Origin of the sequence: Frateuria sp. Soil773, from assembly GCF_001428405.1 — a bacterium.
Taxonomy (GTDB): Bacteria; Pseudomonadota; Gammaproteobacteria; order Xanthomonadales; family Rhodanobacteraceae; genus LMSL01.
Map to the genome: position 1 here is coordinate 230,811 of NZ_LMSL01000041.1, position 20,550 is coordinate 251,360.

Annotated in this window: 17 protein-coding genes and 2 tRNA genes; 2 read left to right on the forward strand and 17 right to left on the reverse strand. The window is 68.0% G+C overall.

Going from position 1 to position 20,550, the window contains the following annotated elements:
• Positions 1 to 32 precede the first annotated feature (32 nt).
• Positions 33 to 1,421 carry an FAD-binding oxidoreductase gene (locus ASG87_RS16860; RefSeq protein WP_056007925.1) on the reverse strand — a complete coding sequence of 463 codons (1,389 nt, stop codon included), beginning with the start codon at positions 1,419 to 1,421 and terminating at the stop codon, positions 33 to 35.
• A 92-nt stretch (positions 1,422 to 1,513) separates the two neighbouring features.
• Here ASG87_RS16860 and serA point away from each other — a divergent pair, with 92 nt between their 5' ends.
• Positions 1,514 to 2,746 (forward strand): phosphoglycerate dehydrogenase, encoded by a 1,233-nt coding sequence (gene serA / locus ASG87_RS16865; RefSeq protein WP_056007928.1) that lies wholly within the window; start codon positions 1,514 to 1,516, stop codon positions 2,744 to 2,746.
• A 528-nt stretch (positions 2,747 to 3,274) separates the two neighbouring features.
• Here the strand turns inward: serA and ASG87_RS16870 are convergent.
• The 13 genes from ASG87_RS16870 to ASG87_RS16930 all read right to left on the reverse strand — a co-directional run bounded on the left by ASG87_RS16870 (position 3,275) and on the right by ASG87_RS16930 (position 16,103).
• Positions 3,275 to 3,351, reverse strand: a tRNA-Pro gene (locus tag ASG87_RS16870).
• Positions 3,352 to 3,431: 80 nt separating this feature from the next.
• Positions 3,432 to 3,788 (reverse strand): MerR family transcriptional regulator, encoded by a 357-nt coding sequence (locus ASG87_RS16875; RefSeq protein ID WP_056007932.1) that lies wholly within the window; start codon positions 3,786 to 3,788, stop codon positions 3,432 to 3,434.
• The gene (ihfA, locus tag ASG87_RS16880) at positions 3,769 to 4,068 is read right to left on the reverse strand and encodes an integration host factor subunit alpha (RefSeq protein WP_026635111.1); all 300 of its coding nucleotides are present in this window, start codon (positions 4,066 to 4,068) and stop codon (positions 3,769 to 3,771) included. The genes ASG87_RS16875 and ihfA overlap by 20 nt, the downstream gene beginning before the upstream one ends.
• Position 4,069: 1 nt before the next feature.
• A complete protein-coding gene (gene pheT / locus ASG87_RS16885; protein WP_056007935.1) occupies positions 4,070 to 6,448 on the reverse strand; it encodes a phenylalanine--tRNA ligase subunit beta in 2,379 nt (792 codons plus the stop codon).
• A gap of 99 nt (positions 6,449 to 6,547) precedes the next feature.
• Positions 6,548 to 7,543 (reverse strand): phenylalanine--tRNA ligase subunit alpha, encoded by a 996-nt coding sequence (gene pheS, locus ASG87_RS16890; RefSeq protein WP_056007938.1) that lies wholly within the window; start codon positions 7,541 to 7,543, stop codon positions 6,548 to 6,550.
• A gap of 257 nt (positions 7,544 to 7,800) precedes the next feature.
• A complete protein-coding gene (rplT, locus tag ASG87_RS16895; RefSeq protein WP_017463630.1) occupies positions 7,801 to 8,160 on the reverse strand; it encodes a 50S ribosomal protein L20 in 360 nt (119 codons plus the stop codon).
• Between the two features lie 16 nt (positions 8,161 to 8,176).
• Entirely contained in the window at positions 8,177 to 8,374 is a 198-nt protein-coding gene (rpmI, locus tag ASG87_RS16900) for a 50S ribosomal protein L35 (protein WP_038615747.1), read from the reverse strand.
• Positions 8,375 to 8,696: 322 nt separating this feature from the next.
• Positions 8,697 to 9,224 carry a translation initiation factor IF-3 gene (gene infC / locus ASG87_RS16905; RefSeq protein WP_326937908.1) on the reverse strand — a complete coding sequence of 176 codons (528 nt, stop codon included), beginning with the start codon at positions 9,222 to 9,224 and terminating at the stop codon, positions 8,697 to 8,699.
• A 44-nt stretch (positions 9,225 to 9,268) separates the two neighbouring features.
• Complete coding sequence (gene thrS / locus ASG87_RS16910) at positions 9,269 to 11,170, reverse strand: threonine--tRNA ligase (protein WP_056007944.1); 1,902 nt, start codon at positions 11,168 to 11,170, stop codon at positions 9,269 to 9,271.
• A 390-nt stretch (positions 11,171 to 11,560) separates the two neighbouring features.
• Positions 11,561 to 12,946 carry a hypothetical protein gene (locus tag ASG87_RS16915; protein ID WP_056007946.1) on the reverse strand — a complete coding sequence of 462 codons (1,386 nt, stop codon included), beginning with the start codon at positions 12,944 to 12,946 and terminating at the stop codon, positions 11,561 to 11,563.
• A gap of 141 nt (positions 12,947 to 13,087) precedes the next feature.
• Complete coding sequence (locus ASG87_RS16920) at positions 13,088 to 14,008, reverse strand: glycine betaine ABC transporter substrate-binding protein (RefSeq protein WP_056007949.1); 921 nt, start codon at positions 14,006 to 14,008, stop codon at positions 13,088 to 13,090.
• A 26-nt stretch (positions 14,009 to 14,034) separates the two neighbouring features.
• Positions 14,035 to 14,886, reverse strand: a complete 852-nt coding sequence (locus ASG87_RS16925; protein WP_056007951.1) for an ABC transporter permease subunit — start codon at positions 14,884 to 14,886, stop codon at positions 14,035 to 14,037.
• Positions 14,883 to 16,103, reverse strand: a complete 1,221-nt coding sequence (locus ASG87_RS16930; protein ID WP_056007954.1) for a glycine betaine/L-proline ABC transporter ATP-binding protein — start codon at positions 16,101 to 16,103, stop codon at positions 14,883 to 14,885. Before ASG87_RS16930 ends, ASG87_RS16925 begins: the two co-directional genes overlap by 4 nt.
• A gap of 347 nt (positions 16,104 to 16,450) precedes the next feature.
• Between ASG87_RS16930 and ASG87_RS16935 the strand changes: the two genes are divergently transcribed.
• Entirely contained in the window at positions 16,451 to 17,458 is a 1,008-nt protein-coding gene (locus ASG87_RS16935) for an NAD-dependent epimerase (RefSeq protein ID WP_056007957.1), read from the forward strand.
• A gap of 90 nt (positions 17,459 to 17,548) precedes the next feature.
• Here the strand turns inward: ASG87_RS16935 and ASG87_RS16940 are convergent, their stop codons facing one another.
• The 3 genes from ASG87_RS16940 to uvrB all read right to left on the reverse strand — a co-directional run bounded on the left by ASG87_RS16940 (position 17,549) and on the right by uvrB (position 20,453).
• Positions 17,549 to 17,998: a CopD family protein gene (locus ASG87_RS16940; RefSeq protein ID WP_056007960.1), complete on the reverse strand. Its 450-nt coding sequence runs from the start codon at positions 17,996 to 17,998 to the stop codon at positions 17,549 to 17,551.
• A gap of 287 nt (positions 17,999 to 18,285) precedes the next feature.
• Positions 18,286 to 18,360, reverse strand: a tRNA-Val gene (locus ASG87_RS16945).
• 62 nt (positions 18,361 to 18,422) lie between these two features.
• Positions 18,423 to 20,453, reverse strand: a complete 2,031-nt coding sequence (uvrB, locus tag ASG87_RS16950) for an excinuclease ABC subunit UvrB (protein ID WP_056007963.1) — start codon at positions 20,451 to 20,453, stop codon at positions 18,423 to 18,425.
• Positions 20,454 to 20,550: the final 97 nt, after the last annotated feature.

Sequence of the window (20,550 nt, forward strand, 5' to 3'; positions counted from 1 at the left end):
CACCTCGGGTAGGCTGCAAAGCCCCAGCCCCCTCAATCGTCGGCGAACAACTTGCCCGGATTGAGAATCCCATTCGGATCGAACACCCGGCGCACGCCGCGCATCAGCGCGATCTCGGCCGCGCTGCGCGTGCTGTCGAGGTAAGGCCGCTTGACCAGCCCGATGCCGTGCTCGGCGGAGATGCTGCCGCCGTGCTCCTTCAGCGTGGCCGCCAGCCGCTTGGTGACCTGCTCGCACTGCGCGATGAAATCCGCGTCGGCCAGGTCCGCCGGCTTGAGCACGTTGATGTGCAGGTTGCCGTCGCCGATGTGGCCGAACCACACCACCTCGAACTGCGGATACTCGCGCGCCAGCAGCGCCTGCATCGCATGCAGGAAGGCCGGCACGGCGCCGATGCGCACCGACACGTCGTTCTTGTACGGCTTGTGCGGCGCCAGGCTCTCGGTGATGCCCTCGCGCAGCCGCCACAACGCGGCGGCCTGCGCCTCGCTCTGCGCGATGGTGCCATCGACGATCCAGCCCTGCTCCATACCCTCGCCCAGCACCGCCAGCGCGGCGTCCCGGGCCACCTCGTCCGGCGCGTCGAACTCGGCCACCACGTAGTAGGGATGGTCGCCGTCCAGCGCGCGCTGCGCGCCGTGCGCCAGCACGTGCCGCAGCGCCACATCGGTGAAGAACTCGAAAGCCTGCAGCGCGAGCCGCTCGCGGAACAGGCCGAACACCGCCAGTACCGCGTCCATGTCAGGCAGCGCCAGCAGCATGGTCTGCGCGGGCGGCGGCGGATCGGCGAGCTTGAGCGTGGCTTCCACCACGATGCCCAGGGTGCCCTCCGAGCCGATCATCAGCTGGCGGAAGTCGTAGCCGCTGGAGTTCTTCACCAGGCCGCGGTTCAACTCCAGCAGTTCGCCGTTGCCGGCCACCACCTTGAGCCCGGCGATCCACTCGCGCGTGTTGCCGTAGCGGATCACCCGGATGCCGCCGGCGTTGGTGGCGATGTTGCCGCCGATGGAGCAGGAGCCGCGCGCGGCGAAATCCACCGGATAGACCAACCCATGCCCGCGTGCCGCCGCCTGCACGGCCTCCAGCGGCATGCCCGGCTGCACGGTGAGCGTGCGGTCGGCCGGGTCGAAGCCCAGCACGCGGTTCATCCGTTCCAGGCTCAGCACCAGCTCGCCGTGGGCCGCCACCGCGCCGCCGGACAACCCGGTGCGGCCGCCCGAAGGCACGACCGCCACGCGATGCTCGTTGGCCCAGCGTACGATGCCCTGCACTTCCTCCGGCGTGGCCGGCAGCGCGATCGCCAGCGGCGCGGGCGTCCAGCGGCGGGTCCAGTCGCGGCCGTAATGCTCCAGGTCGCCCGGCTCGGTGAGCAGGCGCAGCCCGGGCAGGCGGCGGGCGAGGTCGTCCAGGGGAGAGGTCATGCCGGCGAGACTGCCATTTGGATGTCCAAACGTCCAGTGTTGCATCGCCACATTTCTGGCATAGTGTGCTGCATCATTCGCCGGGGAACACCATGAAGACCTCGTTTCCGAAGCAAGACATCCGGGTACTGCTGCTTGAAGGCGTGAGCCAGACCGCGGTGGACGCCTTCCAGCGCGCCGGCTACAGCCAGATCGAGTACCACAAGAAGTCGCTGCCGGAAAACGAACTTAAGGAACGCATCGCCGAAGCGCATATCGTCGGGCTTCGCTCGCGCACCCAGCTTACCGCCGAGGTGCTGTCGCACGCAAAGCGCCTGATCGCGGCCGGCTGCTTCTGCATCGGCACCAACCAGGTCGACCTCGGCGCCGCGCGCCTTCTCGGCATCCCGGTGTTCAACGCGCCCTACTCCAACACGCGCAGCGTGGCCGAGCTGGTGATCGCCGAAGCGATCATGTTGCTGCGCGGCATTCCGCAGAAGAACGCGCTGTGCCATCGCGGTGGCTGGACCAAGTCCGCCGCCGGCAGCTTCGAGGCGCGCGGCAAGGTGCTGGGCGTGGTCGGCTACGGCCACATCGGCACCCAGGTGGGCGTGCTGGCCGAAAGCCTGGGCATGCGGGTGATCTTCCACGACATCGAGCCGAAGCTCGCCCTCGGCAACGCCCGCGCCGCCGCCGGGCTGGACGACCTGCTCGAGCGCGCCGACGTGGTCACCCTGCACGTGCCCGAGACGCCGGCCACCAGGCTGATGATCGGCGCCACCGAACTGACGAGGATGCGCCAGGGTAGCCTGCTCATCAACGCCTCGCGCGGCACCGTGGTGGACATCGACGCGCTGGCCGCCGCGCTGCGCTCGAACCATCTGGCCGGCGCGGCGGTCGACGTGTTCCCGCTCGAACCGAAGGGCAACGACGACCCGTTCGTCTCGCCGCTGCTGGGCATGGACAATGTGATCCTCACCCCGCACATCGGCGGCAGCACGCTGGAGGCGCAGGACAACATCGGCACCGAAGTGGCCAGCAAGCTGGTGCGCTACAGCGACAACGGCTCGACCCTGTCGGCGGTGAACTTCCCCGAGGTATCGCTGCCCGAGCACCCGCGCAGCCGCCGCCTGCTGCACATCCACCGCAACGTGCCGGGCACCCTCTCGCGCATCAACGAACTGTTCTCCGCCGGCAACATCAACATCGACGCGCAGTTCCTGCAGACCGACGGCGACGTGGGCTACGTGGTGATCGACGTGTCCGCCGACGAGGCGCAGGCGAACGTGCTGAAGGACAAGCTCGCGGCGATCCCAGGCACGCTGCGCAGCCGGGTGTTGTATTGAGCGGGCGCCGCCCCCCCCCCNCCGATCTACGCCCGTCATCCCAGCGAAAGCTGGGATCCAGCGACTTCGGTCGTCGGAGGATCAAGGCACTGGATTCCGGCTTTCGCCGGAATGACGTGTCTGTGTTCCCCAACGATGTACCGATGGACGTGCCGGAGGAAAAGCGCGTGGCGATCCGGGATGCCGCGCAACGGATGCCCTATCGGGGAGTGCCTCGCAATTGATCGCCTCGGCTGTGTCGCCCTGTCCCTGACTTCGATTCGCTACCCAGCATCCGACTAAAGCCGCCACTCCAGCACCACCTCGGATTCGGCACTCGCCTGATCCATGCCGTCATCCCGGCGAACGCTGGGAACAAGCGGTTTCGGTCATGGGAGGCAAAGGCACTGGATTCCAGCGTTCGCTGGAATGACGGCATTGCGCAATGCCGGCGTTGCGTGTGGAAGCCGCACGAAAGCTTTTGAACCCTCATGGCGGCACATACGAAAAAAGCGCCCATCGGGCGCTCTTTCATGCTCCACTGCAAATTGGTCGGGGCGGCCGGATTCGAACCGACGACCCTCTGCCCCCCAGGCAGATGCGCTACCAGGCTGCGCTACGCCCCGACAAAACTGCAAGACGGCGAAGTGTACAGCATCCGCGGCGGATGCCGGAAGCGGATCGCCGCGGAAAGAACGAGTGGCGCTCAGCGCCGCAGCAGGCTGAGGACTTCTTCCAGTTCCATCCGCACCTGGCGCACGATCTGGTGCGAGATGCTCGACTCCATGCGCGCCTGCGGGCCTTCCAGGCGCGCGCGCGCGCCGGTGATGGTGAAGCCCTCGTCGTACAGCAGGCCGCGGATCTGGCGGATCATCAGCACGTCGTGGCGCTGGTAGTAGCGACGGTTGCCGCGGCGCTTGACCGGGTTGAGCGCCGGGAACTCCTGCTCCCAGTAGCGCAGCACGTGCGGCTTCACGCCGCACAGTTCGCTCACTTCGCCGATGGTGAAGTAGCGCTTGGCCGGGATGGCGGGCAGCTCGGTGTTATTCCCTTGGTCCAGCATAGCTCTCGACTCGCACCTTGAGTTTCTGACCCGGACGGAACGTCACCACGCGACGGGCGGAAATCGGGATCTCCTCGCCTGTCTTCGGGTTCCTTCCCGGCCGCTGGTTCTTCTGCCGCAGGTCGAAGTTGCCGAAACCGGACAGCTTCACCTGCTCGCCTTTTTCCAGCGCCTCGCGGACCACCTCGAAATAGGCGTCCACGAATTCCTTCGCCTCGCGCTTGTTCAGACCTACCTCGAGGAAGAGGCGCTCTGCCATCTCCGCCTTGGTCAGCGCCATCTCAACCTCGCAATCGTGCCTTGCATGCCGTCTCCAACACTGCGACCGCTTCACGTACGAAACGGTCCGCGTCATCGTCGGTAAGCGTGCGTGATGCGTCCTGTAAAATCAAGCCCATAGCGAGACTCTTTCGGCCTGATTCAACCCCCTTGCCGCTGTAGCGGTCGAACAGCCGCAACTCACTCAGCGCCGGACCGAGACTGCCCCGGACGGCCTGCTCGATCTGTGACCAGTTGATCTCTTCCGGCAGGTCGACCGCGATGTCGCGGCGCACCGACGGGAAGCGCGGCACCGGCTGCGCCTGCGGCAAGCGTCGGGCCAGCAGCGGCTCCAGCGCCAGTTCCAGCACGTGCACGTCGGCGCCGAGGTCGAGCGCCTTGGCCAGCTGCGGATGCAGCGCGCCGAGGTAGCCCGCCGTCACGCCGTCGCGGGCGATCCGGGCGCCGCGTCCGGGATGCAGCCAGCCGGGCAGGCCGTCGGCATGCACCGACCAGCGCTGCGGCTCGCCGCCCCAGGCGATCAGGGCGTCGAGGTCGCCCTTGAGGTCGTGGAAATCCAGCGGGCGGGAGGCTTCTCCCCACTGCTCCGCCCGCGCGCTGCCGCAGGCAGCGATCGCCAGGCTCGGCGTTTCCAGCGGCGGATCGCCCGCCGCGAACACGCGGGCCAGCTCGAACAGCCGCACCCGCTCCTGCTGGCGGGCGCGATTGTGCCGCAACGCTTCGATCAGGCCGGGCAGCAGCGACGGCCGCATGATCGCCAGGTCGGCCGACAGCGGGTTGGCCAGCGGCACCAGATTCTGGGTGTAACCCCAGCGCGCTAGCAGTTCCGCCGCCACGAACGACAGGTTCACCGCTTCGTGGTAGCCGCGCGCGGCGAGCTGCTCGCGCAGCGCCAGTTCCCCGATCCGCGCCTCCGGCTCGACCGCCAGGGTGAGGGCGCCGGCCGGCGTGTGGGTGGGAATGTTGTCGTAGCCGAAGATGCGCGCGACCTCCTCGATCAGGTCCTCCTCGCGCTCGATGTCGAAGCGGCTGCTCGGCGCGGCGATGCGCCAGCCGTCCGCCAGCGCCTCCACCCGCATGCCCAGCGCGGTGAAGATGCGCGCCACTTCCGCGTCGGCCACCTCCACCCCGAGCACGCGCTTCAGGCGCGCGCGGCGCAGCACCACCGGCGCCGGTCGCGGCACGTCCGCCGGGTTTTCCGCCACGAGCACCGGGCCGGCCTTGCCGCCGGCGATCGCCAGCAACAGCTCGGTGGCGCGCTCCAGCGCGCGGCGCGGGAGTTCCGGATCGACGCCCCGCTCGAAGCGGTGCGAAGCGTCGGTGTGCATGCCCAGCTTGCGCGCGCGGCCCATGATCGCCGCCGGCGCGAAGTGCGCGGCTTCCAGGAAGATGTTGCGGGTGGCGTCGGTGACGCGCGAGTCGAAGCCGCCCATCACGCCGGCCACGGCCAGCGCCCGGGCCTCGTCGGCGATCAGCACGAAACCGTCGTCGAGGCGCGCCTCGCTGCCGTCGAGCAGCTTCAGCGTCTCGCCGGCCCGCGCATGGCGCACCACGATGTCGCCCTCGAGCGCGTCGTTGTCGAACGCGTGCAGCGGCTGGCCCAGTTCCAGCATGACGTAGTTGGTGACGTCGACCACCGCGCCGATCGGGCGCAGGCCCGAGCGGCGCAGCCGTTCGGCCAGCCACAGCGGCGTGCGCGCGGCCGGGTCGATGCCCTCGACGATGCGGCCGAGATAGCGCGGCGCGTCCTTGCCGGCCTCCAGGCGGATGCCGCGGCGCGCCTCGCCGGCCACCGGCACGGGCGCAGGCGCAGGCGCCCTCACCCGGCTGCCGAACAACGCGGCGACGTCGTGCGCCAGGCCGACCAGGCCGAGGCAGTCGGGGCGGTTCGGGGTCAGCTTCAGCTCGATGGTGGCGTCCGGCAGGCCGAGGTAGCCGGCCAGCGGCTGGCCGACCGGCGCATCGGAAGGCAGTTCGAGCAGGCCGGATGCGTCGGCATCGATGCCAAGCTCCTTCGCCGAGCAGAGCATGCCGAACGATTCGACCCCGCGCAGCTTTGCCGCCTTGATCGCGATGCCGCCGGGCAGGCTCGCCCCCACGGTCGCCAGCGGCACCTTGATGCCGACGCGCGCGTTCGGCGCGCCGCAGACGATCTGCAGCGGCTCGCCCTGCCCCGCGTCCACCTTGCACACCTGCAGCCGGTCCGCTTCAGGGTGCTTCCCGGCGGCGACGATCTCGGCCACCACCACGCCGTCCAGGCCCTCGCCAAGCGGGGTGAGCTCTTCCACCTCCAGCCCGGCCATGGTCAGCGCATGCGCCAATGCCGCACGGTCGGCCTTGACCTCGACCAGTTCGCGCAGCCAGTTTTCGGAGAATTTCATGTTGAAGTCCGGGATTCGGGATACGGGATTTGGGATTCGGAAAAGCTGTGGAACCGAGGCTCTTTCGAATCCCGAATCCCCAATCCCGAATCCCGCCTCTCAGGCAAACTGCCTGAGAAAGCGCAGGTCGTTCTCGAAGAACGCGCGCAGGTCGGAAACGCCGTAGCGCAGCATCGCGAAGCGTTCCACGCCGAGGCCGAAGGCGAAGCCGGTATAGCGTTCCGGGTCGATGCCGCAGTTCGCCAGCACGTTCGGGTGCACCATGCCGCAGCCCAGCACCTCGAGCCAGCGCGTGGAACCGTCGGCGGCGTCCCAGCGGATGTCCACCTCGGCCGAGGGCTCGGTGAAGGGAAAGTAGCTGGGGCGGAAGCGCATCTCGAAATCGCGCTCGAAGAACGCGCGCACGAACTCGGCCAGGGTGCCCTTGAGATCGGCGAAGCTGGAGGTTTCGTCCACCAGCAGGCCCTCGATCTGGTGGAACATCGGCGAATGGGTCTGGTCCGAATCGCTGCGGTACACCTTGCCCGGCGCGATGATGCGGATCGGCGGCTGCCGGCCGGCCATCGAGCGGATCTGCACCGGCGAGGTGTGCGTGCGCAGCAGGCGCCCGTCGCCGAAGTAGAAGGTGTCGTGCATGGCGCGCGCCGGATGGTGCGGCGGAAAGTTCAGCGCCTCGAAGTTGTGCCAGTCGTCCTCGATCTCCGGGCCGTCGGCACGCTGGTAGCCCAGCCGCGCGAAGATCGACGCGATGCGTTCCAGCGCGCGGGTGATCGGGTGGATGCCGCCACGCTCGCCGTCACGGCCGGGCAGGCTGATGTCGAGCTTCTCGGAGGCGAGGCGGCGGTCCAGCTCGGCCTGCTCCAGCACCGCCTTGCGCGCGCCCAGCGCATCGGCGAGGCGCTCCTTGACCTTGTTCACCTCGGCGCCGCGCGCCTTGCGCTCGTCCGGCGCCAGCGCGCCGAGCGCCTTCAGCGCGGCGGTGACGACACCGTTCTTGCCGAGCAGGCCGACGCGCAACGCGTCGAGCGCATCCAGCGTATCGGCCTTGTCGATATCGGCCAGCGCCTGCGCGGCGCGGCTGTCCAGATCGTCCATAAGGTGCGTTTCTCGCTACGTCCGCCCTCCCCTTCGGGGAGAGGGCCAGGGTGAGGGACCACTCTCGCGTCGCCGCCGATTCGAAGCACGCTCCGATCGAAGATGAGGGCAAGCCTTGCCCCTCTCCTCGATCCCCTCCCCGGGGGGAGAGGAGGCAAACGCAGAAAAGCGCATCGTTGAAACAAAAACGGGGAGGAGGCTGGTGGCCTCCTCCCCGCTTGATTCACATCATATCGTCAGCGCCGCGGCGCCGGCGATCAAGCGGCCAGACTGGCCTTCGCCTTCTCTGCGATCGCGCCGAACGCCTTGATGTCGTGCACGGCGATGTCCGCCAGCACCTTGCGGTCGACGGTGATGCCGGCCTTGGCCAGGCCGTTGATCAGGCGGCTGTAGGACAGGCCGAACTGACGCGCGGCGGCGTTGATGCGCACGATCCACAGCGCGCGGAACTGGCGCTTGCGCTGCTTGCGGCCGATGTACGCATACTGGCCGGCCTTGATGACGGCCTGGTTGGCGACGCGGAAGACCTTGCGGCGGGCGTTGTAGTAGCCCTTGGCACGACCGATGATTTTCTTGTGACGACGACGGGCGGTAACGCCACGCTTTACACGAGCCATGGTTTATCTCCTCGCCTTACAGGTACGGCAACATGCGTGCCACACCCTTGGTGTCGCAAGCCTTGACGTGGTTGGTGGCGCGGAGACCGCGCTTACGCTTGGTCGACTTCTTGGTCAGGATGTGCGACTTGAACGCGTGGCCTGCCTTGAACTTGCCGGATGCGGTCTTGCGAAAACGCTTCGCCGCCGCCCGGTTGGTCTTGATCTTGGGCATGGAATGCTCCGTATCTCGGTTTCTGACTGATCTGGCGGCGGCCCGAAGCCGCGCTTTCCGTCCTGCCACGATCGGTGCACGACCCTTCCTGGCGGGTCGAACGGACGATTATACGGGGGAACCCGGGCCGGCGCCAGCCCGCGCCTTCACTCCCTTTCCGGGGGCGGGGGAAGGGGCGGGTACTCGCGGGAACACAACCCCGGAGCGCGCTTCGATGCGGCCTCCGGGCGAGGCACCCCTCACCCTGCCCCATCTCCCCGGAGGGAAGAGGAAAACACCGCCACGCATACGCGAAATGGCGGCCCGCAGGCCGCCGCTCGCTTTACTGCTTTTTCTTGGGGCCGATCATCATGACCATCTGGCGCCCTTCCAGCCGCGGGAAGGATTCGACCTGGCCGTTCTCGCCCACGTCTTCCTGGATCTTCTTGGCCAGGTTCTGGCCGAGGTCCTGGTGCGACATCTCGCGGCCGCGGAAGCGGATGGTGACCTTGACCTTGTCGCCCTCTTCCAGGAAGCGGAGCATGTTGCGCAGCTTGATCTGGTAGTCGCCCACGTCCGTGACCGGACGGAACTTCACTTCCTTGATCTCGACCTGCTTCTGCTTCTTCTTGGCCGCCTGGGCCTTCTTCTGGGCCTCGAACTTGAACTTGCCGTAATCCATGATGCGGCAGACCGGCGGATCGCCGTTGGGCTGGATCTCGACCAGGTCCATGCCGGCTTCCTGCGCCAGTGCCAGCGCCTCGTCGCGGCTGAGGATGCCCAACTGTTCCGAGTCCGCGCCGATCACGCGCACACGCGGCACGCGGATTTCCAGGTTACGACGATTGCCCTTGTTGTCGGTGGTAGCGATACCACGATCCTCCAGAAGAAGTAATGTCACTGGCCGCCCGGTGCTCAGCGCCGGGTTTCGGCCTCCAGTCGCTCGATGAAGCCGGCCAGCGGCATGCTGCCCAGGTCCTCGCCGGAACGCGTACGTACAGAAACCGCGCCATTCTCCTTCTCGCGGTCACCGACCACGAGCAGATAAGGCACCTTCTGCATCGTATGTTCGCGGATTTTATAGCCGACTTTCTCGTTGCGCAAATCCGATTGTACCCGGAAACCTTTGTCGACAAGGGCTTGCGCCACCTCGCCGGCGTAACCGGCCTGGGCGTCGGTAATGCTGAACACCGCCGCCTGCACCGGGGCGAGCCAGGCCGGCAGCAGGCCGGCATGGTGCTCGATCAGGATGCCGATGAAGCGCTCCATCGAGCCGACGATGGCCCGGTGCAGCATCACCGGCCGCTGGCGCTGGGAATGCTCGTCGACGTATTCGGCGTCCAGCCGCTCCGGCATCATGAAATCGACCTGCATGGTGCCGACCTGCCAGGCCCGGCCGATCGAGTCCTTGAGATGGTACTCGATCTTGGGTGCGTAGAACGCGCCCTCGCCCGGCAGTTCCTCCCACTCGACGCCGGCGGCGCGCAGCGCGCGGCGCAGCATTTCCTCGGTGCGGTCCCAGAATTCGTCGGAGCCGATGCGCTTTTCCGGCCGCAGGGCCAGCTTGATCGCCAGGTCGGTGAAGCCGAAATCGGCGTAGACCTTCATCGCCTGCAGGTGGAAGGCGGTGACTTCCGCCTCGACCTGGTCCGGCGTGCAGAAGATGTGGCCGTCGTCCTGGGTGAAGGCGCGCACGCGCATGATGCCGTGCAGGGCGCCGGACGGCTCGTTGCGGTGGCAGCCGCCGAATTCGCCATAGCGGATCGGTAGCTCGCGGTAGCTGTGCAGGCCGGCGTTGAAGATCTGCACATGGCCGGGGCAGTTCATCGGCTTCAGCGCGTAGGTATGCTTCTCCGACTCGGTGAAGAACATGTTCTCGGCGTAGTTGTCCCAGTGGCCGGACTTCTTCCACAGCGACACGTCCAGCACCTGCGGGCAGCGCACCTCCTGGTAACCGCTCTTGCGGTACACGCCGCGCATGTACTGCTCCACCTGCTGCCAGATCGCCCAGCCCTTGGGGTGCCAGAACACCATGCCCGGGCCTTCCTCCTGCTGGTGGAACAGGTCCAGCGCCTTGCCGATCTTGCGGTGGTCGCGCTTCTCGGCCTCCTCCAGCTGGTGCAGGTAGGCCTTGAGGTCCTTGTCGTTGAGCCAGGCGGTGCCGTAGATGCGGGTGAGCATCGCGTTGTTGGAATCGCCGCGCCAGTAGGCGCCGGCCACCTTCATCAGCTTGAACGCGCGCAGCTTGCCGGTGTTGGGCACGTGCGGGCCGCGGCACAGGTCGGTGAACTCGCCCTGCGAATACAGCGACAGCTCCTCGCCGGCCGGGATCGACTCGATGATCTGCGCCTTGTATTCCTCGCCCAGGCCGCGGAAGAACGCCACCGCGTCGTCGCGCGACTTCACGCTGCGCGTCACCGGCAACTGCTCGGCGACGATCTTGTGCATCTCCGCCTCGATCTTCGGCAGGTCGTCCGGGGTGAATGGGCGCTCGTAGGCGAAGTCGTAGTAGAAGCCGTTGTCGATCACCGGGCCGATCGTCACCTGCGCGCCCGGGTACAGGCGCTGCACCGCCTGCCCCATCAGGTGCGCGGTGGAATGGCGCAGGATCTCCAGCGCCTCGGGACTCTTCTCGGTGACGATCTCGACGCTGGCATCGTGGTCGATGGGGAAGCTGGCGTCCACCAGCCTGCCGTCCACCTTGCCGGCCAGGGTGGCCTTGGCCAGGCCGGCGCCGATGGAGGCTGCCACGTCCTGCACGGACACGGGGTGGTCGAACGGTTTCTTGCTGCCGTCGGGTAGCGTGATCTGGATCATGTCGGTCTTGCCTGCTGCACCGCCCGTGGTGGGCGGACGAACGTGGGAGGGGTGGCCCGGAAGCGGCCAACAAAAAAGGGCGCGCAGCGCCCTTCGACAAGCTCAGGCCTGGCGCGCGGGATCAGCTTGGGAAGCGGGTAGTGTCCATGTCGCACGCTCGGCCGGCAGGTTGCCGCGGGCCACCTTTTGCTCGGGTCGAAGAGATTCGGAAAACTAGCCCGGCCGGGGCGGGCTGTCAACGGAAGCAGTGAACCTTCTTGCTCGTCATCCCGGCGCAGGCCGGGATCCAGTAGCGACTACCCCTGCCCAAGCCATACGGCTACTGGATTCCGGCCTGCGCCGGAATGACCGCGGGGGCTGACGCCCCGCCGCCACGAGCCATCCCGCTCCCTAGAAGTAATAGCCCACGTTGATGTTGAAGCGGTGCTCCCGCCCGCCGTCGCCGGCCAAGCTGCCGCCGATGAACGGCTGGTTGCGCGCGGTGACGAAGTCGAAATAGGTGAACAGCCCGCCCGCCTGCAGCGACATGCCGGTGATGTTCATCCAGGTGTGCGGCAGGCGGCCGGACTTGCGGTTCACCAGCGAGTAGTCGTTGTAGAAGGTAAGCGCGGTCACCGGCCCCCACGACACCGGCAGCTTGTAGGCGACGTTGCCGGTATAGCTGTGCGCCTTCGCGGCGATGGAGTCGTAGAAATCGTACGCGCCCACCGCCAGGCGGTCCGCGCCGCCGTTGACGTGGTAGGCGTAGCGCGCCGCCTGCAATTGCAGGTTCCAGCGATCCAGGTCGGCGTTCATGTGCAGCGCCTCGGCGTCGTAGTGGCCCATGCGCCGCGTACCGCCTTCCAGGCTGCCGCGCAGCGCCGAGGCGCCCACTTCCAGCGCATTGCCCGCGCCCGGATGGAAGGTATAGCTCACCCGCGCCGCGCCGGTGTCGGCCACGTCGATCGGGTGCCGCGGGTCGTCGCCGTTGCCCTCGCCGGGTCCGCGCCAGCCCACCACGTTGTAGGTGTAGCTGTCGGCGCGGTTGCCGACGAAGCCGTCCACGCCGCCCATCGAGTCGTTCTTGAAGAAGCCGAGCTGCACGTTCCACGGGTCGCCGGAGTGCACGTACAACGCGCCCATCTGGTAGCTGTCCTCCAGCCCCAGGTAGTAGTTGGAGCTGAAGAAGTAGCTGTGCGAGTCGAACGGCTGGTTGCCGAACGGCACCCGGGCGATGCCGAGCTGGCCCTCGTCCTGATCCGTGAATTTGTAGCCGACCCAGGCGTGGTGGATCGCGCTCATGTACTGGAACCAGCGGTACTGGGCGGACAGTTCCACGTCGCCGATCGAGCCGTCGAGGTCGAGCCGGAAGATGTCGAAATCCATGTCGCCGCGGCGCTTGCGGTTGCCCTCGGTGTAGCCCTCGCGGCTGTACTGGAAGCGCACCGCGCCGCCCAGCTTGATGCCGTCGCGGGACGCCTTGGCAGCAGGCTTGCGGCCGGCGCCGTCCCCGGCGGTCTCGCCGGCGACGGCCACGGCGGAAGCGTCGGCGCCGGTCGCCGGCGCGGCGTCCGCGGGCCGGACGGGGGCCGGCGTGCCCGCCTGCGCCTGGCGTTGTTCGAGCCGGTCCAGCTTCTGCTGCATGGCGGCGATCTGCGCACGCATGGCGGCGATCTCGGCGGCCTCGTCCCGGTTGCCGGCGGCGGCGTCCTGCGTCACGGCATGGGCCGGCATCGCCAGGCTGGCGCTGGCGCCGAAGCCGACGGCGACGGCAAAGGCCAGTGGTTTGATGTTCATCGGATACGTCCTCGTGCTTGGAGAGCGGTTCCGCCCCGCCGGCCCGGCCGCGGGCGGCGCGCAGCCGTCCGCGCCGCCCGGTGACGGCGGCGGGAAACGGGAGCGGTCGGAATCAGGCCCGGCGCGCGGCCGGGCACGGCGTTACGGCGCGGGTGTGCCGGATACCCAGGCGTCGACCTGCTGCGGGTGGGCCTTCACCCACGCCCTGGCATCGGCCATGGCGTCGGCGCCCTGCGCCTGGTCGGCGGCCATCACCTGCTGCATGTCTTCGGGCGTCCAGTGGAAGCCGTCGAGCACGCGCCAGGCGGTAGGCATGTCCTGCTTCAGGCCCTTGCGCGCCAGGGTGTCGATGTCCTCGGCGCCGCCGAACGTGCCCTTGGGGTCGGCCAGGTACTTCAGCTTCCAGCGCGCCCACATCCAGTGCGGCGTCCAGCCGGTGACCGCGATCCACTGCCGGTTGTCGATGGCATTCTTCAGCGCGGCGGTCATGGTGGCGTCGCTGCCGTCGACCAGCTTCAGCGGCAACTGGTAGTCGTCGATGGCCTTGTGCGCGATGTCCATCTCGCCGGCGCCCGGGTCGATGCCGACGATCTGGCCCTGGAACCGGTCGGCGTCGGCGGCGAGCTGGTCGATGGAGTCGATCGTGACGTAGTCGGGCACTACCAGGCCGATCTTGGTGCCGGTCATGTTGGGGCCGAGGTTCTCCAGCCTGCCCTTGGTGCGCGCGTAATAGTTGGCGTGGGTGCTGGGCAGCCAGGCGCAGACGGTGGCGTCGGCATCGCCCTGGGCCAGCGCGGAGTACATCGCCGCGCCGCTCACCGACAACGCCTCGACCTTGTAGCCCTGCTGTTCGAGCACGGCCTGCACCACGTGGGTGGCGGCGGTGCAACTGGCCCATTCCACGTAGACCAGCCTGACCGTCTTGCCGGCACCGGCGGTCGGCGCAGTGACGGCGTCGCCCGGCGATGAAGCATCCTGGCCCGACGGCGAGCAGGCAGCGAGCGAGACGGCGGCAAGCGCGCCGACGATGGCCGCGCGCAGGCGGCTTGGATGGATCTGCATGTGATTCTCCCTTGGCTGTGCCGCGACTATTTCGCGGTCTTGGCGGACGGGCTGCGCCCGATACGTTGGGTGATCCGGTCCAGGATCATGGCGAGGATGACGATGGCGATGCCGGCCTCGAAGCCCTTGCCGGGCTCCAGCCGCTGGATCGCGCGCCATACCACCCCACCGAGGCCGCCGGCGCCGATCATCGCGGCGATCACCACCATCGACAGCGACAGCATGATGGTCTGGTTGACGCCGGCCATGAGGGTCGGCACCGCCATCGGCAACTGCACCTTGAACAGCTTCTGGCGCCGGGTGGAGCCGAACGCGTCGGCGGCCTCGATCAGGTCCTTCGGCACCTGCCGGATGCCCAGCGCGGTGAGCCGGATGGTGGGCGGGGTGGCGAAGATCACCGTGGCCACGCTGGCCGATACCGCACCCAGGCCGAAGAACGGGATCGCCGGGATCAGGTACACGAACGCCGGCATGGTCTGCATGAAGTCGAGGACCGGCATCACCACACGCGAGGCGCGCGTGCTGAGCGCCGCCAGGATGCCCAGCGGCAGGCCGATCGCCACCGCGATCAGGGTGGAGATCAGCACCAGGGTGAAGGTTTCCACCGTGGCCGGCCACAGCCGCAGGTTCCATAGCAGCAGCAGGCCGAGCAGGCTGCCCAGCGCCACGCGCCAGCCGGCGGCGCGCCAGGCCAGCAGCGCCACCGCGGCGATCAGCAGCCACGGCGGCAGCCACAGCAGGCCGTGCACCAGGCCGTCGATCAGGATCGAGATGAAGTGGCTGAACGCCTTGGTGACGAAGGAGATGTGCGCGGTGAGCCAGTCCAGCGCCACGTCGATGCCGTGCGCCAGCGGCAGCTTGGGAATGACGGGAATCATGCGTTCGCGCTCCTTTCTGCCGGTTCGGCGGGGGCATCCGTGCGGCTCTGCGCCAGCGCGTTGATCACGCGCGGTCGGGTGACCACGCCCAGCAGCCTGCGCCGTTCGTCCACCACCGGCAGGCGGTAGGGCCATCCGGCCATGAGGTTGATGATGTCGGCGAGCGGCGTGTCCGGGTCGAGCGACGGCGCATCGCGCAGGATCAGCCCGGCGATGTTCTGCCTGCCCTCGCGCACGGCCGCGTCCAGCGCGTCGAGCGTGACCGCGCCGACCAGGGTGTGGTCGCGCTCGACCACCAGCATGCTGGTGTCGCTGCCCTCGGTCATCTTGCGCAGCACGGTGCGCGGGCCGTCCTGCGGATGCGCCACTTCGCGCGCACGCCCCATCACCGAGCGCGCGGTGAGCACGCGCGACATGTCCACGTTCTCCACGAAGCGCTCGACGTAGGCATCGGCCGGGCGGTTGAGGATTTCCTCCGGCGTGCCGATCTGCACCACGCGGCCGTCCTTCATCAGCACGATGCGGTCGCCGATCTGCAGGGCCTCGTCCAGGTCGTGGGTGATGAAGACGATGGTCTTCCTCATGCGCCGTTGCAGCGAGGCCAGCTCCTGCTGCATGTCGCGGCGGATCAGCGGATCGAGCGCGCTGAACGCCTCGTCCATGAGCAGGATGTCCGACTTCACCGCCAGCGCGCGGGCCAGCCCCACGCGCTGCTGCATGCCGCCGCTGAGCTGGTCCGGACGCGCATCCTCCCAGCCTTTCAGGCCGACCAGCTCCAGCGCCTCGACGGCGCGGGCGCGGCGTTCGTCCGGAGCCACGTCCTGCACTTCCAGCCCGTAGGCCGCGTTGTCCGCCACGCTGCGGTGCGGGAACAGCGCGAAGTGCTGGAACACCATGCTGATCTTGCGCCGGCGGAAATCGAGCAGCCGCTCGCGGTCGTAGCGGGTGACGTCCTCGCCGTCGACGAAGATGCTGCCGCGGCTGGGCACGTTGAGCAGGTTGAGGCAGCGCAGCAAGGTGGATTTGCCGCTGCCGCTGAGGCCCATGATGACGAGCAGTTCGCCCTCCCCCACGTCGAAGGAGACGTCGGCGATGCCGACCGCGTGGCCGGTCTTGCGGATGTGCGCGTTGTCCCTGCCCGCATCGAGCAGGCGCAGCGCCTGTTCCGGATGCGGCCCAAAGACCTTGGTGAGATGTTCGACTTTGATTTTCTGCATGGCTCCTTTGCCTTGGTGGGCGCCACGGCAACCGCAGGGTCGCGCGACCGCGCTTCGAGCGAAGCGCCGGGCAAACACTGGGCAAAGGGAGACCGAGGGTCGAGGGCATGCGCGGCATGCCGGCCCAGGTTTGGGAAAGGTGATCCGGGGGAGTATAGCCGAACGGAGTCGCTATCTCAAAGCAAAGGCAGGTACAAGTGCCCTTACAACCGATCCGCCGCCCGTGTTTCGTCGCTGCTCAGCTTGCGGGAATACGCACCCGGCGCCTGTGGAGTGCCGCTCCGTACGGCGAACCGCCGCCTCCGGCCCGCTAGAATTGCCCACCGGCTTTTCATCGGATACATCGCATGCGCATCCTCGTCACCGGCACCGCCGGTTTCATCGGCGCCGCCCTCGCCGAACGCCTGCTGGCGCGCGGCGACGAAGTGCTCGGCATCGACAACCACAACGACTACTACGATCCGGCGCTCAAGGAAGCCCGCCTCGCCCGCTTCGCCGACCATCCCGGCTACACCCATCGCCGCGCCGACCTGGCCGATGCGGCCGCGGTGAACGAGGCTTTCGCCGGCTTCAAGCCCCAGCGCGTGGCGAACCTCGCCGCCCAGGCGGGCGTGCGCTATTCGCTGAAGAACCCGCAGGCCTACGTGCAGAGCAACCTGGCCGGCTTCGGCAACGTCCTCGAAGCCTGCCGCCACGGCGGCATCGAGCACCTGGTCTACGCCTCGTCCAGCTCGGTCTACGGCGCCAACCGCAAGATGCCCTTCGCGGTGGAGGATGCGGTGGACCATCCGGTCAGCCTGTACGCCGCCAGCAAGAAGGCCAACGAGCTGATGGCCCACGCCTACAGCCACCTCTACGGCCTGCCCACCACGGGCCTGCGCTTCTTCACCGTGTACGGCCCATGGGGTCGTCCGGACATGTCGCCCATGCTGTTCGCCGACCGCATCAGCCGCGGCGAACCCATCGACGTGTTCAATTTCGGGAACCACAGCCGCGACTTCACCTACATCGACGACATCGTCGAAGGCGTGATCCGCACGCTCGACCATCCGGCCCGGCCCGACCCGGCCTACGACCCCGAACGGCCCAATCCTGGCACGTCGAGTGCGCCCTACCGCGTCTACAACATAGGCAACGACCAGCCGGTGCAGCTACTGCGCTTCATCGAACTGCTGGAGCAGCACCTCGGGCGCACCGCCGAGAAAAACCTGCTGCCGATGCAGCCCGGAGACGTTCCCGACACCTGGGCCGACGTCTCCGCGCTGCGCCGCGACGTCGGCTATGCGCCGAGCACGCCTATCGAGGAGGGCGTCGCCCGTTTCGTGAAGTGGTATCGCGAGTATTTCGAGAAGTGAGAAATGAGGAGTGATGAGTGAGAGAAGGCAAGAGCAGGACGCGCTTCGGCTTTCTCTCGCCACTCACTCCTCTCCTTTCGCTCCCAGCACTCAGAACGGCTTGGCCAGCACCAGGAAAATCACCCCCAGCAGCAGCAGCACGGGCAGCTCGTTGAGCCAACGCAGCGCCTTCGCCGACGGCAGCGCAACGCCCTTCTCGCAGCGCTTGAGCATCCGTCCGACCACGACGAAGTAGGCCAGCAGCACCGCCACCAGGGTCAGCTTGGCATCGATCCAGTGCATGCCCGCCGTCACGTTGGGCAGCCTGGACGGGAACACCCGCCAGCCCTGCCACAGGACCAGGCCGAACAGGAAGGCCATGCCGAACATGTTGTGCCCGAACTTGTACAGCCGGCGCCCCATCAGCAGCAGCCGCGCCCGCACCGCCGCCTCGCCGCCCGCCTCGGCCAGGTTCACCAGGATGCGCGGCAGGTAGAACACCGTCGCCATCCAGGCAATGACGAAAAGAAGATGGAAGGACTTGATCCAGAGGTAGGTCATGGGCGGGGGACCGGGTGATGGAGCCGCCATTGTGGCGCACCCGGCGGACCGTCCTCCACCATCCGCCGGCAACCGCCGCGGACGGCAGGTCGGCGCACACGGGCAAGGCCGCGCCGGGAAGGCCGCGACACCGGAACGATCCCGCCGGCACCATCGCTGCGCCCAGCTTCCGGCCATCAGGCGGAACCCGGGCCCTGGCATGGCCGCCGCCCGTGGACGGCCAGGATGCGGCACGCACGCGCAACGAAAAAGGCCGGCGAAGATCGCCGGCCTTTCCGTTCAACTCTTGGTGGGCGGTACAAGGATCGAACTTGTGACCCCTACCATGTCAAGGTAGTGCTCTACCGCTGAGCTAACCGCCCAAGAGCCGCGCATCTTAGCAAAGCCCGGGCACGCAGCCAAGCCTCCCTGCGACCGGCCCGGATCAGCCCTGCAGCGCCTGTTCGCGCAGCCTGTGGATCTGGTCGCGCAGGCGGGCCGCGTCCTCGAACTCCAGGTTCTGGGCGTGCTTGTACATCTGCGCCTCCAGCTTCTTGATCGCGGCGGCCGCCTGGGTGGGGCTCATGCCGGCGTACTCGCCGGCCGCCTCGGCCACCGCGCGACCCCGCGCACTCTTGGCGGCCTTGCCGCGGCTGCGGGCGCCAGGCTCCGCGCGGGCGCCCTCCATGATGTCGGCGATGCGGCGCACGACGGTCTGCGGGGTGATGCCGTTGGCCTCGTTCCACGCGATCTGCTTCTCGCGGCGGCGGGCCGTCTCGTCCATCGCCGCCTGCATCGAGCGGGTCACCTCGTCGGCGTAGAGGATGGCCTTGCCGCGCACGTTGCGGGCGGCGCGTCCGATGGTCTGGATCAGCGAGCCGGTGGAGCGCAGGAAGCCTTCCTTGTCGGCGTCGAGGATCGCCACCAGCGACACCTCGGGCATGTCCAGGCCCTCGCGCAGCAGGTTGATCCCGACCAGCACGTCGAACTCGCCCAGGCGCAGGTCGCGGATGATCTCGGTGCGCTCGACCGTCTCGATGTCCGAGTGGAGGTAGCGCACCTTCACGTCGTGCTCGGCCAGGTACTCGGTGAGGTTCTCGGCCATGCGCTTGGTCAGCGTGGTGACCAGCACGCGGTCGCCCATGGCGATGCGCTGGCGCACCTCGCCGAGTAGGTCGTCGACCTGGGTGCGCACCGGGCGCACCTCCACCTCCGGGTCGACCAGGCCGGTGGGGCGCACCACCAGCTCGGTGACGGCGTCGCCGGACTTCTGCAGCTCGTAGTCGCGCGGCGTGGCGGACACGTAGATCGAGCGCGGCACGCGCGCCTCCCATTCCTCGAAGCGCAGCGGCCGGTTGTCCATCGCCGAAGGCAGCCGGAAGCCGAACTCCACCAGCGTCTCCTTGCGCGAGCGGTCGCCCTTGTACATCGCGCCGAGCTGGGGCACGGTGACGTGCGACTCGTCCACCACCAGCATGCCGTCGGCCGGCAGGTAGTCGAACAGCGTGGGCGGCGGCTCGCCCGGCGCGCGGCGCGTAAGGTGGCGCGAGTAGTTCTCGATGCCCTGGCAGTAGCCCACCTCGGCCATCATCTCGATGTCGAAGCGGGTGCGCTGCTCCAGCCGTTGCGCCTCGACCAGCTTGTTGTCCCGGTACAACTGCTCCAGCCGCTCCTTCAGCTCGACCTTGATCGTCTCGATCGCGTTCAGCACGCTCTCGCGCGTGCTGGCGTAGTGCGTGCGCGGGTAGACCGTGTAGCGCTGCAGCTTGCGGACGGTCTCGCCGGTGAGCGGGTCGAACAGGGCGAGGTTCTCCACTTCGCCGTCGAACAGCTCGATGCGCAGCGCCTCGGTCTCCGATTCGGCCGGGAACACGTCGACGATCTCGCCGCGCACGCGATAGGTGCCGCGGCGCAGTTCGGTCTCGTTGCGGGTGTACTGCAGCTCGGTGAGCTGGTGGATCAGCTTGCGCTGGTCGATCCGCTCGCCCTTGGCCAGGATCAGCCGCAGCGAGAGGTAGTCCTCGGGGTTGCCCAGGCCGTAGATCGCCGACACCGTGGCGACGATGATCGCGTCCTTGCGCGACAGCAGGGCCTTGGTCGCCGACAGCCGCATCTGCTCGATGTGCTCGTTGATCGAGGCGTCCTTCTCTATGAAGGTGTCGGACGCGACCACGTAGGCTTCCGGCTGGTAGTAGTCGTAGTAGCTGACGAAGTATTCCACCGCGTTGTTCGGGAAGAACTCGCGGAACTCGCCGTACAACTGCGCCGCCAGGGTCTTGTTCGGCGCCAGCACGATGGTGGGCCGCTGTACCCGCTCGATCACGTTGGCGATCGTATAGGTCTTGCCCGAGCCGGTGACGCCCAGCAGGGTCTGCGAGGCCAGACCGGCCTCGAACCCCGAGGCCAGCCGGTCGATCGCCTGGGGCTGGTCGCCCGAGGGTCTGTAGGGGGATACGAGTTCGAAGCGATCGGTCATGGATGACTACATGCGGGCGCGATGGCCCATTCTAAATCGCCCCTGCTGACAAGCCGTGTCAGCAGGGGCGCAGGCGTTCAGGGTGGACCGCCCGCTG